Genomic DNA, 16,909 nt, shown 5'->3' on the forward strand with positions numbered 1-16,909 from the left:
AGCTCCCACAGGGGGATGCGGTCGCCTCGAGAATCGGGCTGCCGAGCATGGGCGCAGCCCTGGCTTACTGTGCGCTGAGCCGCCGCAAGGGAGGGTCCCTATGAGCCTGCTCCCCTACGCCTGGGCCAAATCCCAACGCATCCTCTTGCAGCCCACCCCCGAAGGCCCACGCCTGACCATCTGCCCCTCGACCCCCGGCTGGTCGATCAGCGAGGTCCACCGGCAATTCGGCGAGGCCGCCATCGAGCAGGTGCGCGACGATGAGCTCGACGGCCTGCTGGCCAGCGCCTACGCCGATACCGGCAGTGCCGCCGCCGTGGTCGGCGCCGCCGAAAACGAAGTCGACCTCGACCGCCTGATGCAGGACATCCCGGAAATCACCGACCTGCTCGACACCCAGGACGGCGCCCCGGTGATTCGCATGATCAACGCCTTGCTGACCCAGGCCGCCCGCGACGAGGCCAGTGACATCCATATCGAACCCTTCGAAACCCACTCCGTGGTGCGCTACCGCGTCGACGGCACCCTGCGCGATGTGGTGTCGCCGCGCAAAGCCCTGCATGGCGCGCTGGTGTCGCGGATCAAGATCATGGCCCAGCTCGATATCGCCGAAAAACGCCTGCCCCAGGATGGACGCATCGCCCTGCGGGTTGCCGGGCGGCCGATTGATATTCGGGTGTCAACGGTGCCCACCGGCCATGGCGAACGGGTGGTGATGCGCCTGCTCGACAAACAGGCCGGGCGCCTGCAGCTGGAAACCCTGGGCATGGACCCGCAGCTGTTGGCGCGTCTCGATGGCCTGATTCGCCAGCCCCACGGCATCGTGCTGGTCACCGGGCCCACTGGCAGCGGCAAGACCACCAGCCTCTACGCCGCCCTGGCGCGGCTGGATGCCAGCACGAGCAATATCCTCACCGTGGAAGACCCGGTGGAATACGACCTGCCGGGGATCAGCCAGATCCAGGTCAACGCCAAGATCGACATGACCTTTGCCCTGGCCCTGCGTGCGATCCTGCGCCAGGACCCGGACATCATCATGATCGGCGAAATCCGCGACCTGGAGACCGCGCAGATCGCCGTGCAGGCTTCCCTCACCGGGCACCTGGTGCTGGCCACGTTGCACACCAATGACGCGGTGTCGGCGGTCAATCGCCTGATCGACATGGGGGTCGAGCCGTTCCTGCTGGCCTCGTCGCTGCTCGGTGTATTGGCCCAGCGCCTGGTGCGCCGCCTGTGCCCGCACTGCAAACAGCCTGACCCGGCGGCCCCCGGCACCTGGCGCCCGGTGGGGTGTGGCCAGTGCAACCAGGTCGGTTACAGCGGCCGCACCGGCATCCATGAACTGTTCTGTGTCGATGACGCGGTACGCGGCCTGATCCACCAGGGGGCCGGCGAGCAGCAGATACGCGTCGCCGCGCGCCACGCCGGAATGTTCAGCATGCGTGAAGACGGCGAGCGTTGGGTGCGCAGCGGTGCCACTGCGCCGGAAGAAATCTTGCGTGTAACACGGGACGCCTGATGAATCGCTATCGCTATGAGGCCGCCGATGCCAGCGGCAAACTGGAAGCCGGGCACCTCGAGGCCGAGAGCCAGGGCGCGGCCTTTGCCAGCCTGCGCAGTCGTGGTCTGACCGCGTTGCTGGTGCAGCTCGAAGGCAACGCCAACGTGGCAGGCAGCAGCCTGTTCAGTGCCAAGCTGTCGGACAACGACCTGGCCTGGGCCACCCGCCAACTGGCCAGCCTGCTCGGTGCCAGCCTGCCCCTGGAGGCGGCGCTGAGTGCCACAGTGGAGCAGGCGGAAAAAAAGCATATCGCCCAGACCCTCAGCGCAGTGCGCGCCGATGTGCGCAGCGGCATGCGCCTGGCCGATGCATTGGCTGCGCGGCCACGGGACTTCCCGTCGATCTACCGGGCGTTGATTGCGGCGGGGGAGGAGTCCGGCGACCTGGCCCAGGTCATGGAGCGCCTGGCCGACTACATCGAAGAGCGCAACAACCTGCGGGGCAAGATTCTCACGGCCTTTATCTATCCAGGGGTGGTGGGGTTGGTGTCCATCGGCATTGTGATTTTCCTCCTGAGCTACGTGGTGCCGCAGGTGGTCAGCGCCTTTTCCCAGGCGCGCCAGGACCTGCCGGGGCTGACCCTGGCAATGCTCAATGCCAGTGACTTTATCCGCGCCTGGGGCTGGCTGTGTTTTACCGGGCTGGTCGCGGGCTTCTGGAGCTGGCGCCTGTACCTGCGCAACCCCGTGGCGCGCTTGAACTGGCACAGCCGGGTCTTGCGCCTGCCGCTGCTCGGGCGGTTTGTGCTGGGGCTCAACACCGCGCGTTTCGCCTCGACCCTGGCCATCCTCGGCGGTGCCGGCGTGCCCTTGCTGCGCGCCCTGGAAGCGGCGCGCCAGACCCTGTCCAACGACCGCCTGAGCCAGTGTGTCAGCGATGCCACGGCCAAGGTTCGCGAAGGGGTTAACCTGGCGCCGGCCCTGGCGGTGGAAAAGGTCTTCCCGCCGGTGCTGATCCACCTGATCGCCAGCGGCGAAAAAACCGGCGCCCTGCCGCCGATGCTGGAGCGGGCGGCGCAGACCCTGTCGCGGGATATCGAACGGCGGGCCATGGGCATGACTGCATTGCTGGAGCCGTTGATGATCGTGGTGATGGGCGCGGTGGTGCTGGTGATCGTGATGGCGGTGCTGTTGCCGATCATCGAGATCAACCAATTGGTTACCTGACCTGTGAAGATTGCGCCGGTGCAAATGTGGGAGCTGGCAAGCCACACACCCATTTGGATCGGTGGTGACTGGCTGCAAGTCAATTACCTGACCCGCCCATCACCCAGCCTCGGGTTCGTCATTGCGTCATCTTTGCCCCCCTGCGCACGGCCCGCCCGCCATCGTCGAAACACTCCCTGAAACCTCGCTGTCACCCACCCCGATAAAAGCCACAATCATTGCCAAAACACCCGAGAATCTTTTTAAAAATCAAGCTGTTCCTCCCGAGGTTTTTTCCCTTATCTGTCATCGGAAACTGCGACCTTCGTGTCCATGGCCTCGCCCCGCAAGCCCGCTGGATCATGGCGTGTGAACCGAGTGCCATGGCGTCATGCAAGAGCCATCTACCTCAACGTATGAATACGACGAAAGGAGCTTCTTCATGTTTAAGCGCAACGTTCTCGCGGCATCCATGACCCTCGCGGCCCTCTGCTCGGCCCAGGCTGCATTCGCTGATGTCAACGGCGGTGGCGCAACCCTGCCACAGCCGCTGTACCAGACGCCCGGCGTACTGACTGCCGGTTTCGCCGCCTACATCGGTGTCGGCAGCGGCAACGGCAAGGCCGCGTTCCTGGAAAACAAATACGACAAGCTCGTACCCGGCGTGACCACCAAGAACGTGCACTGGGCCGGCAGCGACTCCAAGCTCAGCGCCACTGAATTGTCCACCTATGCCTCTGCCAAGCAGCCAGGCTGGGGCAAGCTGATCCAGGTGCCGTCGGTGGCCACTTCGGTGGCCATTCCTTTCCGCAAGAGCGGTGCCAATGCGGTTGACCTGAGCGTCAACGAGCTGTGCGGTGTGTTCTCCGGGCGTATCAACAACTGGAGCCAGATCACCGGCGCTGGCCGTAGCGGTGCAATCACCGTGGTTTACCGCAGCGAAAGCAGCGGCACCACCGAACTGTTCACGCGCTTCCTGAACGCCAAGTGCGCTGAAACCGGCAGCTTCGCCGTTACCACCACCTTTGCCAACAGCTACAGCGGTGGCCTGCCGGCCGGTGCCGTTGCGGCTGCCGGCAGCCAGGGCGTGATGAATGCCTTGAACGATACGACTGTCGCCGAAGGCCGTATCACCTACATGAGCCCTGACTACGCGGCCACCACCCTGGAAGGCCTGGACGACGCGACCAAGGTCGCTCGCGTCGGCAAGGACGTGGCAAGCAACACCGAAGGTGTATCGCCTGCTCCGGATAACGTTTCCGAGGCGATTGATAACGTTTCGGTGCCCGCCGTGGCTGACCGTGGCAACCCGGACAAGTGGGTACCTGTGTTCGGTAAAAACGGCGTGGCCGGCGTGGTGCCTTACCCAACGTCGGGCTACCCGATCCTGGGCTTCACCAACCTGATCTTCAGCCAGTGCTATATCAACGGCACCCAGTCCAACCAGGTCCGTGACTTCTTTGCCCAGCACTACGGCGAGACCGTGAACAACGATGACGCCATCCGCGCCAACCGTTTCGTGCCACTGCCTGACTCCTGGAAAAGCGCGATCCGCAGCAGCTTCCTGACCGCCAGCAACCCGCTGAGCATCGGTAAGACCGACGTCTGCAACGGTATCGGTCGTCCGCTGTAACGCCCGCGTTCCTCGACCTGCAACCCCTGATCAGCAACGGCCTGTGCCGTTGCTGATTTTTTATTGGCTCACCCCGTAGCCGCTGCCGAGCCCAGATGAATTTTCCATGACAGAAGTTCAGTGCTGCCCCTCGCCAACCGCCTACCTCCCATACGTGATGTGCATCTCCACACAGAAGGATGATTCCAGATGGTCCGCTGCAAACCACCGGTAAACCTGAATGCCCGCGGCCCGAGCGGCCAGACTGTCTTGCGCCTCAAGCCGCTGGCCCATGCCATTGCCTTGTTGCTGGTGGCGGGCAGTGCCCAGGGGGCTACGGCGTTCAGTTCCGGCTGGTTTGCCGCCAAGGGCGCGTCCCAGGCAGCCACGGCGGCGCGGCCGGGGGCGCAGGTGCCGGGGATGCCGCCGCCGTTGTCCCAGCAGGCGCGGGTCAACCAGCAGATGCAGCGCTCACTGAGCACCCTCAACAACAGCGTAGCGGCGATTGCCGCCCAGCAGGCTGCCCAGGCGGCCGGGCGCCAGGCCGCGTTGGGCCAGGTCTCGACGATTCCCGACGGCTTGGGCAAGGGCGGTTTGCAGGTCGATAACAGCCTGACCCAAGGCTGGATCAACGCCAAGGGCCCGACCCAAAGCCAGGCCGGTGGCCAGACCACGGTGAGCATCGAACAGACCGCCGACAAGGCCATCCTCAACTGGGAAACCTTTAACGTCGGGCGCAACACCACCGTCGACTTCCAGCAGCAGTCCAACTGGGCCTTGCTCAACCGCGTCAATGACCCCAACGCGCGCCCCAGTGAAATCCAGGGCCAGATCAAGGGCGCTGGCACCGTGATGATCATCAACCGCAATGGCGTGGTGTTCAGCGGCAGCAGCCAGGTCAACGTGCGCAACCTGGTGGCGGCGGCGGCGGCGATCACCGACGAGCAATTCACCCAGCGCGGGATCTACTTCGACGCCACTGGCACCCAGCCAACGTTCACCGATGCCGCGGGCAAGGTCCAGGTGCAGCGGGGGGCGCTGATCCAGACCCATGACGCGGCGACGTCCACCGATGCCGGTGGCTACGCCTTGCTGTTGGGTACGGAAGTGGAAAACGCCGGCACCCTCATCACCGCCAAAGGCCAGACGACCCTGGCCGCCGGCGACAGTTTTTATATCCGCAAGGGCGTGGGTACCGCCGGCAATGCCCGTTCCACCACTCGCGGCAATGAAGTCGCCAGCAGCCTCAAGGCCGGCAGCAGCGCGGGCAGCGTGACCAATAGCGGGCTGATCATGGCCGCTACCGGCGACATCACCCTGACCGGGCACACCGTGCAGCAAAACGGCGTAGCCCTGGCCAGCACGTCGGTGGACACCCGTGGCACCCTTCACTTACTCAACTCGGCCAGCGACACCACCGGCAGCGTCAGCCTGGGCGAAGGCAGCACCACTGCGATCCTGCTCGACAGCAGCGGCACCACCGCGCTCAACAACCAGCGCGAAAATGGCCTGGTCAATCTCGACGGTCTGGTGAACCCCCAGGCCAGCGGGCAGTTCAATAACCTGGGCAGGGTGGCCGACCGTACCGATCAGTCGCGCATCGAGATCGTCAGCGGCGGCACCGTGGACTTCCAGAAAGGCTCGATAACCCTCGCCACCGGTGGCCAGGTCGCGGTCAGCGCCGGCCAGCGCAGCCTGATGCGCGAGGGGGCGATGATCGACGTGTCCGGCGCCATCGGCGTCAAGGTGGCGATGCAAGCCAACAACATCAAGATCAACGTGCAGGGCAACGAGCAGCGCGATGCGCCGGTCAACCGCGATGGCGGGCAATTGATCAACAACGATGTGTGGGTCGATCTGCGCGAGTTGGTGTTTGTGCCGGCGGGTACCAACGGCTACGCGACGGACCGCTGGTACACCGCCGGCGGCCTGCTGGAAGTCGGTGGCTATCTGGGCACGCAAGGGCACTCGGTGGGCGAGTGGATGGCCCAGGGCGGTACCGTGACGTTCACGGGGGATGACGTGGTAACCCAGCAGGGCGCGCAGATCAATCTGTCGGGCGGCACCGTGGATGTGCAGGGCGGTTATGTCCAGCAAACCTGGCTCAAGGGCCCGGACGGGCGCTTGTATGAGCTGTCGAAGGCACCGGGCGATATTCTCTACACCGGGCTTTACAAAGGCTTTGCAGACACCAGCGAACGCTGGGGCCGTACCGACCTGTACTACAACCCGCTGATCGCCCCCCAGCGACGTTTCGAGGCCGGTTATACCGTGGGCCGCGATGCCGGCAAGCTGGTGATCGGTACCGGCAATGCGGTGCTTGAAGGGCAGTTGATCAGTGATGTGTTCCAGGGTGAGCGCCAGACCCAGGCGCCGAACATCAACCTCGACGGTTACCAACAGTCGCAGAAGGCCCAGGCCCAACGTGCGCAACTGATCATTGGCCAGTACACGCCGATCTTCAACAAAAGCACCGGCACCCTGCGTTACGCCCTGACGCCGGGTATGGAGCAGGTGCTGATCGAAGGCGGAACACAAAAAATCGCCGCCGGCCTCGACCTGGGCACCGCGCTGCCGGCCGGGCGCCAGGGCACGCTGGTGCTCGACAGCGAGCAACTCAATGGCTTTCAGTTGGGGGCGATCAAGGTCGGCGCCAAGCAGCAGATTACGGTCAATGGTGGGTTGTCGGTGGCCGACGGTGGCGATATCACCCTGTACGGGCCCCAGGTGGCGGTCAACGCCAATCTGACCGCCCACGGTGGCAGCCTCCACGCCGGCAACGTGCTCAGTCAGGTCAACCTCGATCGGCAGAATGCCGTTGAAGAGGTGATTCTGGCGGGCAGCGGGCACGTCGCGGTGGCCGCCGGGGTGGTGCTGGATGCGTCCGGGCGTTGGAACAACCTGGCCCTGCAGCCGTCGCTCACCGAGGGTGTGGCTTACGCCAATGGCGGCAAGGTGGCGCTGCGTGGCACCGGCGATGTGAGCCTGGGGGCACAGAGCCTGGTGCAGGTGTCTTCGGGCGCTACGGTCGGCCAGGATGGCAAGGTCAGCGGTGGCAAGGGCGGCAGCGTGACGTTGGGCGCGCAGGGCGCCCTGGTGTTGGGCGGTGAGATTCGCGGTTATGGCGTCAGCGGTGGCGGCACTCTGGCGTTGCAGTCGCGCCAGGTACTGATCGGCGATGCAGGCAGCCTGGACGCGGGCACCCTGCACCTGGCGGGGGACTTTTTCAAGAAAGGGTTCTCGGCGTATGACATCACCGGCAACGAAGGGTTGATTGTTGCTGACGGCACCCAGGTCGGGGTCGAGGTGCCGGTGTACCGGGTTGGCGAGCAGGTGCAGACGCTGCCGAGCGGCACTGATCCGGCGAGTCTGATGCAGGTGTGGACACCTGAGTTGTATCAGCAGGACGCGCTCAAGAGCGTGCTGAGCCAGCGGCGCGGTGCCAGCTTGAGCCTCACGGCCGGGCACCTCGACTCCAGCGCTGCGCAATTGGCCAGCACCGCGCTGAGCGTCGGCCAGGGCGCGGTTATCACGGTCGATCCGGGCCAGGCCATCAATTTGCGCAGCGTCGGCCAGTTGACCGTCAACGGTACGCTCAACGCCTGGGGCGGTAGCGTCAGCCTGGGCGGGCTGAACGTGGCCAGTTCCGAGGCGGTGAATGCCGCAGGTCATGGGCGTTCGATCTGGGTCGGCGAGCAGGCGCTGATCGACGTGGCGGCGCGGGCGGTGAGCGCCGTGGACAATCGTGGCCGCCACTATGGCCTGGTGCGCAACGGCGGCAATATCAGCCTCGGTGGCACGATCAACCTCGCCACTGGCATTGCCCAGGCCAGTGATGTGTTTGTGGTGGTGCGTGACGGTGCGCGCCTGGAGGCGTCCGGGGCCCAGGCGGACCTGGACCTGCCGGGCCAGGGCCGGGTACCGGTGGCCAGCAATGGCGGCAGTATCAGCCTTGCCTCCAACAATGGCCTGTACCTGGACGGGCGCTTTGTGGCCCGGGCCGGTGGTGCCGGAGCGTCGGGCGGTAGCCTGGTCGTGGCCCTGGAAAGCCCTTACTACCTCAAGAGCGCGGTCAGCGACCGCGTGCTCAAGGCGCGGGAACTGTTACTCAGCCAGACCCACCAGCCCAGCACGCTGGCGGGCACTGCGGAGGCTGCGACCGCGGAACTGGAGTACGGGCATGCTCGCCTGGGCGTGGACCAGGTCAGCGCCGGCGGGTTCGACAACCTGGCCTTGCTGAGCAATGGCCTGCTGAGTGTTGACGGTGATCTGTCGCTGCACATGGGCCAGAGCCTGCGTCTGTACAGTGGCGCTCTGGGGCTGAGTGAGCAGGCTGCGCAGAATGCCCGGGTCAATCTGTCGGCACCGCACCTGCTGCTGGCGGGCATCCTTGCGCCCTTGGAGGCCAAGGACCAATACCAGCATCCGGTGTTGACCAGCGCCATGTCGCAACGCGCCAGTCAGGCGCAGTTCACTGCCAGTGCCAATCTGTTGGAGGTGCGCGGCAATGTGTTGTTCGGCAACAAGAGCAACCTGACCCAGGCCGACAACAGCCAGTTGAGCGTCGACCGCCGTGGTTTCGATGACGTGCAGCTGAGCAGCCAGGGCGACCTGCGTTTTCTCGCGGGGGCCAGCGCCGATGCGGTCGCCCAGGGGATCAGTACCCAAATCATGACCCGGGGCGACATGACCCTGCAGGCCGCGCAGTTGTACCCGGCCACCGAAGTCGGCGCGCGGGTGCTGGCCGGTTACCTGGATGGGGTTGACGGTTACGACCCGACGCGCACCCTGACCATCGCCCGTGCCGGCAACGAGACGGGCGCGGTGCCTTACTCGGCCTTCGGTCGCCTGCAACTGGGCGGCCCGAGCATCAGGCAGGGCGGGGTGGTGCGTGCGCCCCTGGGGTTGATCGAGGTCGGCATCCTGGGCACCCACAAGGTCGAACTGCTGCCCGGCAGCCTGACTTCGGTGAGCGGCAAGGGCCTGGTGCTGCCCTACGGCGGCACGGTGGATGGCCAGGTTTACCAGTACAACGGCAAGACGGTGTCGTTCCTCGGCCAGGGGGCGATTGCCAACCTCAATGGCGATCTCAGCGTGGGGGTAATCCTCGGTGGGCAATCGGTGGCGGTGCTGCCAGAGGCCACGCTGGACCTGTCCGGCGGCGGCGAACTGCTCGGTGCCGGGTTTATTTCCGGCCGTGGCGGCTCCACCGATGCGCGTTATAACCCACTGATGCAGGTCGGCACCCACGGCGGCTTTGTCCTGCCGGGCCTGGGCAGTAACCCGGTGTACGCCATCGTGCCCGGCGCGCAACCGGGTTATGCCCCGGTGGCCCCGGAGGGGGGCGCAGTCGATCCGTTGCTCGGCCAGCAAATCACCCTGGACGCTGGCGTCCCGGGGCTGGCCGCAGGCACCTATACCCTGATGCCCTCCACCTATGCGCTGATGCCGGGGGCGTTCCGTGTCGAAATCAACGGCCTCGCGGGGCGCGGCACCGAAGAGGTGCCACAGGCGCTGCGCAATGGCTCCTGGTCGGCTGCCGGGCGCTTGTCCATCGTCAACACCGGGATCAGTAACCGGGTCGCCAGCCAGGTAATCCTGACCTCGGCCGACACCCTGCGCCGCTACTCCCAGTACAACGAAACCGGCTATGCGCAGTTCGCCGTGGCTGATGCGGCCAAGCTCGGCGTGCCACGGGCGTTGCTGCCGGTGGATGCCAAGACCCTGAAACTGGCGTTGCACCCCGGTGGTGGGGCGAACGCCTTTTCGTTCGCCGGTATCGGCCGCTTTGAGGCGGCCACCGACGGTTTTGCCGGCACTGTTGCAGTGATGAACATGGGAACCGGCGGGATCGAAGTAATGGCGCCAGGCAAGGCCGCCACGGAGGGGTTCGAGGGCGTCAGCGTGGGGGCGGCCAGCCTCAATGCGCTGGGCGCGGCACGCCTGATGATTGGCGGGATGACCCAGGTTTCGTATGGCCAGAGCGGCAACTACATCAACGTGGTCGGTGCCAACAGTAGCTCTATTACCTTGCGTGAAGGGGCGAGCCTGGCCGCACCGGAAGTGTTCCTGGTGAGCTCCACCGGCGAGATCGTCATGGAGCAGGGCGCCTCGATCAATACCCTTGGCCGGGGCAAGGCCAGTTATGACGCACGAGACGGTTTCGTCTACCAGGTGGCGAATATGCTGGCGGTCTCCAACGGTTTGCTCAACGTGGTCAACGCCGTGCAAGCCGGCGGCGCAGCCAGTGGCGGGATCAATCTGGGGGCGTGCAACAGCGCGCCCTGTAGCGGCCAGACTGCCCTGTATTCCGAGGGCAGTATCGTCGCCCTGACCGACAAGACGTTGCAGATGGGGGATGAGGTGCGCTACGGCACCCGTCACCTCAACCTGGGGCTGGCGAGCATTAACGTCGGCAGCCCTGAAGCCCTGGCTGCAGCGGCGGCCGGCAATCGCCTGCCGGCCGGCATGACCCTGACCCAGCAGGTGCTGGACCGCTTGTTGCGTGGTGACACGCAGTTCGGCGCGCCGGCCCTGGAAACCCTGCAACTCTCGGCCCGCGACAGCTTCAACTTCTATGGCTCCAGTGCCCTCGACACCTATGACGCGGTGACCGGCAAGTCGTTGCTCAGCCGCCTGATGCTGTCTGCCCCGGCGATCTACGGCGCCGGCAGCGCCAGTGATGTGGCGAGCATCCACACTGCCAACCTGATCTGGCTCGGTGCTGAAACGCCGGCCGTTGCCGCCATCGACGGCGGCGCCGGCAGCGGTAATGGGCGCCTGGATATCCAGGCCGAACGCATCGAGTTCGGCTATGGCGACTTTGCCCAGCCGAGCACGACCAAGCGCTTCGATCGCCTGGCGCTGGGGTTTGCCCAGGTCAACCTCAGTGCCAGCGAGCGCATCACCGCCAACCACAAGGGCAGCCTGTCGGTCTATCAGCGCCAGGGGGCCTATGATCCGCTCAAGGGCTTTGCCTATACCGGGGGCGACTTGAGCATTCTCACGCCACTGCTGACCGGCGAGGCGGGCTCGGTAAACCGCATCACCGCCGGCGGCACCCTGGATATCGGCGCCTCGGCGGGGGCCCGGGGCAAGGTCGAGGGCCTGGGCGGCGAGCTGTCGCTGCAGGGCGACAGCATTCGCCTGGCCAGCGCGGTGGTGCTGCCCAGCGGCAAGGTCACCCTCGACGCCCGTGGCGACGTGGTGTTGACCGATGACTCACTGATTGATGTGGCCGGTCGCGCCATCGTCTTCAACGACCTGACCAAATATGGCGCGGGGGGTGAGGTATCGCTGCAAAGCCGCGAAGGCAATGTGCTGCAGGCCACCGGCTCAACCATCGACCTGTCGGCGCAGCATAACCAGGCGGGCACGCTGCGGGCAGTGGCCGTGGGGGACACAGGCGGTGTGGTTGACCTGGCAGGCAAGCTTCTGGCCGGCAGCAGCGGTTATTACGATGCCGGTGGCACTCGGGTGCCGTACCTGGCCGGTGCGGTGGAGATCCAGGCCCAGCGCCTGGGCACCAGCGGCATCCTGGACGAACAGTTTGCCGCCCTCAACCAACGGCTCAACCAGGGCCAGGTGTTTGGGGCGCGCAGCTTCCAGCTCAAGCAGGGCGACCTGAGCATCGGCAATGAGGTCAAGGCCAACAGCGTCAGTGTCTCGCTGGACAACGGCAGCCTGCGCGTCACCGGGCGGGTGGATGCCAGTGGCGAGCGGGTGGGCAGCATCAACCTGACGGCCAAGACCGGCCTGACCCTGGACGGCAGCGCCGTGCTCGATGCCCATGGCAGCCAGTTGCGGGTGGACAGCCATGGCCAGATCATCGACGCGCCGAACCGCGCCATGGTGGTGCTGGGTTCGGGCCAGGGCCAGTTGACCCTGGCCGATGGCGCGCGTATCGACCTGCGTCACGGGACCGATGGGGGCGTGGGCCATGACGGTCGCAGCCGTGGCACCCTGGAGCTCAATGCTCCGCGCCTGAACAGTGATGACATTGCCATTGATGCCCGTGGCCGCCTGGATATCCAGGGCGCGCGCTCGATTGCCCTCAACGGCATGATCAGCTACGACGATGCGCCGACCAAGACCGATGCCACGGCCAGTGGGCGTCCGTACCAGGTGATCGACCAGAAGTACCTGGACAAAAAACATGAGCTGAGCGTGCTGTTTATCAACGCAGCCCTCAGCAACCACGACCTACTGAATAACAAGCTCGCGGGCCTGAATAACGCCACGTACGCCGACGCCTTGCATCTGCGGCCGGGGGTAGAGATTGTCAGCAAGACGCCCCAGGGTGACCTGGTGGTGCAGGGCGACCTGGACCTGTCCGGTTATCGCTACGCCAGCCTCAACCCACATACCCAGAAAAACCCGGATGTGTATGGTTCCGGCGAAGTCGGCCGCCTGACCCTGCGCGCCGGCGGCGACTTGAATATCTACGGCAGCATCAACGACGGCTTTACCCCGCCACCGCCGAGCGACGATGACAACGGCTGGGTGCTGCTCCCCGGGATCAATTACACCGGCGGCACCCAAGTAGTGCCGGGCACGGGCGTGACCCTGGCCGACGGCACCAGGTTTCCGGCGGGCGCGATCCTCAACTTCGATGTGTCGATCAAGGCCCTGAGCCTGGCGAACGGTACGCGGTTGCCGGTGCCGGTGACCCTCAGCCAGCCCCTGGTACTGCCTGCCGGTACGGTACTGGCGGCGGCGATACTCGACGGCTCGGGCACGCAGCTGTTCGCGGCAGGGACGCTGCTGAGCCAGAGCCAGACCCTGGAGGCCGGCACGGTTCTGGGGGCCGGTACCCTGTTGACCAGCAACACCAGTGTCAGGGCGATGATCTGGCCCAAGGGCGTGCCATTGCCCGGGCGTCTGGGCAGCACTGCGTTCGTGACCCTCAATGGCAGCAAGGCACTGCCCCGTGGCGCCTTGTTGCCGGCCGGCACCAATGTGAAGTTGGCAGGCAATGCGAAGTCGGTGAAATTGCGGGTCGAGGAGGCCGGCCGCCAGGGCAAGAACTGGGGCGTTGCGCCGATGCTGACGGAAGGCTCCCAGGCGTGGGCGATCCGCCTGGTGGCCGGGGCCGACACCCAGGCGGCCGACAGTAGCAGGCTGCAAGTTTCTCCAGTGACCGGCAACCTGCGTCTGGCCGACAGCCATTACGGCATGTTCGCCCAGGGCGTGCTGGTCTGGACCGAGCAGGGCTCCATCGACAATTACGGCGACACCAGCATGGTCGGCGAGCCCGTGAGCCCTGGCAACCTTGGAACCTGCACGGACTACCCCGGTTCCTGTGAGTCGGGCGGCGATGCCTACAGCCTGGTGGCGGGGGGCAGTAGCCGTTTCAGTGTGGTGCGCACCGGGGCCGCTGACCTGGACTTGTTGGCCGCTGGCAATCTGAGCATGGAGTCGCTGTACGGGGTCTACACCGCTGGCAGTTCTTCCACGGGTACCTCGGCCAACGACCCCTACAACCTGCCGCGGGCGCTTGGCGAAAACGCCAAGGTGCTGGGCAATAGCGTGGGTGGCAACGAGAAACTGGTCAATGGCGGCGCAGACAGTGTGTACCGCGCCTGGTATCCGGAGGCGGGCGGCAACCTGTTGTTGAAAGTGGGTGGGAACCTGACCGGTGACATCACCAGCCCGTCACTCAGTGCCTCGGGGCGTCCGGTCCGCAACGATCTTGGCCAGGATTCGGCGAATGTCGGCAACTGGTTATGGCGCCAGGGCAATGGTTTGAGTGGCTCGGCGGCACAAGCGACGGCCTGGTGGATCAATTTTGGTACCTACGCCAGCAACCTCGCCCTGGCGGGGGGCGCCGACCAGATGGTCGGCTTCACCGGCTTCGGTACGTTGGGCGGGGGCAACCTGAATGTCGACGTGGGCGGCGATGCCGGGATCATCCGGCCATTGGCTGCCGGTTATGTGCCCCAGGCGGTGAACTTGCGCAGCCAGGGGTTGGTGTTGGCGGTGGGCAGCACCGGGCGCGTGGCGGCTGACGGCAGCCTGCAACTGACCGGCGGTGGCGACTTGAACCTGCGGGTCGGCGGTGCCGTGAATCCAGGTAGTCAGATTACCCAGGACCACCTCAACGGCACGCTGGTGAACCTGCGTGGGCACGTGCAACTGACCGGCGGCGCCCTGGGCAGCCTGACCTTGCGTTATGGCAGCCGGGTGATCGACCAGAGCCCCGGCGAAGTCCGCGCCTATGATCCACTGCGCGCCACGTCAGCCGCGGCGGCCGGTGGCTTGAGCCTGTTACCCGGTGATGCCACCTTCAACCTGGCCACCCGTGGCGACCTGGTGCTGCAGGATGTGGCCGATCCAGGGCGCGTCGCACAGACAAATGCCTTGGCCTACGTTAACGACGGGGTCAACGGCGTCGGGCAGAGCTGGTTCAGCCTGTGGACCCGCAACACGGCAGTGGACCTGTTTTCGGCCGGTGGCAACCTTACGCCGCTGACGCAAACGCTGGAGACGGATATGGCGGCGGTCTATCCCGCCACATTGCGTGCGGTGGCCGCCAGCGGCAGCCTGTATTACGGGCGTGCCGCGACCGCCAACCCTGGCTCGCTGCCACCGCTGGCGGCACTGGTGCTGGCGCCATCGGCCAACGGTCAATTGCAATTGCTGGCTGGGGATTCGATCTATGGCGGCGACCTCACCGTCAGCCGTTCCAGCGCCGCGCCGGACAGCATGGCGACGATCCTCAACCCGGCGTTCCTGGGCTTCGTCAACTCCCTGCCCATCGCGGGCAGCGGCAACCTTTCCGGCGATAGCAACATTGCACGCCTGGGGCTTTCCCCGCTGTTCACCTTCGGTGCCAACACGGCCAGCACGTCGTGGGGCGATACCCTGGAACCTGCGCGTTTTTATGCGTTGAGCGGTGACCTGCTGGGCGTCAACAGTGGGCGTGCCCTGACCATCACCAGCGCCGGAGACCCGCGTGTGGGGCAAACGTTTTATGAGGGCGCAGGCCCGGTCTGGATGCGGGCGGGGCGTGACATCGTCAGCAGCGGCACGCGCCTGGGGGGCGCCAGCGGTGGCGAAGTGGATACCGGTGAATATGCCTTCGACGCCAACCTGTTCGTGCATAACGGCCTGACTGACATCTCCATTGTCAGTGCCGGGCGCGACATGCTCTACAGCAGCTTCAATGTCGCAGGGCCCGGCACCCTGGAGTTGACGGCAGGGCGCAACCTCCTTATGGAGGACAAGGTCAGCGTCAACAGCCTTGGCGCCGTGGCCGCAGGTGACAGCCGTCCCGGCGCGAGCATCGTCATGCTGGCGGGTGTTGGCCCCAACGGTCCGGACTACCGGCGCTTTGTCGAGACTTACCTGAATCCTGAGAACCAACTGCAGACGGGCGAGCCTTTGACGCTGCTGGGAGGCAAAGTCGCCAAGACCTACGAACGCGAACTGGCCGGGTGGCTGGCCGAGCGCTTCGGGTTTGTCGGTGACAGTGAACAGGCCCGCGCCTACTACGCGGCGCTGTCGGCGCAGCAGCAGCGGGTGTTTGCCCGTGAGGTGTACTTTGCCGAACTCAAGGCCGCCGGTCGCGAATACAACCAGGCTGGCGGCGTGCGCGAGGGCAGCTATGTGCGGGGGCGGGCGGCGATTGCCGGGTTGTTCCCGGACAAGGACGTGGCCGGCAATGCCATCGCCTACAAGGGCGATATCACCCTGTTCGGCGGTGCCGGGGTGCACACCAATTTCGGTGGCTCGATCCAGATGCTCACCCCGGGTGGTGGCCAGACATTCGGCATCGAGGGGGCGGCACCGCCGTCCACCGCCGGGGTCATTACCCAGGGCGCGGGGGATATCCAGCTGTATTCCCTGGACAGCATCCTGCTGGGCCAGAGCCGGATCATGACCACCTTTGGCGGCTCGATCATGGGCTGGTCCGCCGCAGGCGATATCAACGCCGGGCGGGGTTCCAAGACCACCGTGGTCTACACCCCGCCACGGCGTGTGTATGACAACTGGGGCAACGTCAGCCTGTCGCCGTCGGTGCCGAGTACCGGTGCGGGGATCGCCACGCTAAACCCGATCCCGGAAGTGCCGGCAGGGGATATCGACCTGATTGCGCCGTTGGGTACCATCGACGCCGGTGAAGCGGGGATTCGTGTGTCGGGCAATATCAACATTGCCGCGCTGCGGGTGGTCAACGCGGCGAATATCCAGACCCAGGGTAAATCGTCGGGGGTGCCGGTGTCGGCGGCGGTCAACACCGCGGCCATGAGCTCAGCCAGCGCGGCGGGGGCAGCGGCATCCCAGGCCGCCGAAGACGCGGCCCGCAACCAACAGGCTGCAGCGCGCCAGGGCCGGGCGTCGATCGTCACGGTGGAAGTGCTGGGGTTTGGCACCGAGCCGGTGCAACGCCGGGAGGAAGAAGCACGCCGGGCGCCGACCTACAACCCCGACAGCCCGGTGCAGGTGCTGGGGGCGGGGCCGTTGAGCGAACAGGCCAAGGCACGGTTGACGGATGAGGAGCGGGGGCAGATCAGTTTGTAAGGTTCACACGGTGGGCTTGTCTGCGATGGGCATAGGTAGCTACACAACCTTCTAGGTTTGTGTACATAT

At 65.6% G+C, this 16,909-nt stretch carries 4 protein-coding genes; all 4 read left to right on the forward strand.

All coding sequences use genetic code 11. The features are described from left to right. Positions 1-100 precede the first annotated feature (100 nt). The 4 genes from gspE to PSH73_RS09895 all read left to right on the forward strand — a co-directional run bounded on the left by gspE (position 101) and on the right by PSH73_RS09895 (position 16,840). Entirely contained in the window at positions 101-1,519 is a 1,419-nt protein-coding gene (gspE, locus tag PSH73_RS09880; protein ID WP_057959142.1) for a type II secretion system ATPase GspE, read from the forward strand. Then, positions 1,519-2,727, forward strand: coding sequence for a type II secretion system inner membrane protein GspF (gene gspF / locus PSH73_RS09885; protein ID WP_057445154.1), 1,209 nt, complete (start codon positions 1,519-1,521; stop codon positions 2,725-2,727). The genes gspE and gspF overlap by 1 nt, the downstream gene beginning before the upstream one ends. 421 nt (positions 2,728-3,148) lie before the next feature. Beyond that, entirely contained in the window at positions 3,149-4,339 is a 1,191-nt protein-coding gene (locus tag PSH73_RS09890) for a substrate-binding domain-containing protein (RefSeq protein WP_057959143.1), read from the forward strand. 189 nt (positions 4,340-4,528) lie between these two features. Continuing rightward, positions 4,529-16,840, forward strand: a complete 12,312-nt coding sequence (locus PSH73_RS09895) for a filamentous hemagglutinin family protein (RefSeq protein ID WP_305462372.1) — start codon at positions 4,529-4,531, stop codon at positions 16,838-16,840. Positions 16,841-16,909: the final 69 nt, after the last annotated feature.

Source organism: Pseudomonas sp. FP2294, assembly GCF_030687625.1.
Taxonomy (GTDB): domain Bacteria; phylum Pseudomonadota; class Gammaproteobacteria; order Pseudomonadales; family Pseudomonadaceae; genus Aquipseudomonas; species Aquipseudomonas shahriarae.

Coding starts and splice junctions, on each gene's coding strand:
- gspE (WP_057959142.1), top strand. CDS start 101: ATGAGCCTGCTCCCCTACGCCTGGGCCAAATCCCAACGCATCCTCTTG.
- gspF (WP_057445154.1), top strand. CDS start 1,519: ATGAATCGCTATCGCTATGAGGCCGCCGATGCCAGCGGCAAACTGGAA.
- PSH73_RS09890 (WP_057959143.1), top strand. CDS start 3,149: ATGTTTAAGCGCAACGTTCTCGCGGCATCCATGACCCTCGCGGCCCTC.
- PSH73_RS09895 (WP_305462372.1), top strand. CDS start 4,529: ATGGTCCGCTGCAAACCACCGGTAAACCTGAATGCCCGCGGCCCGAGC.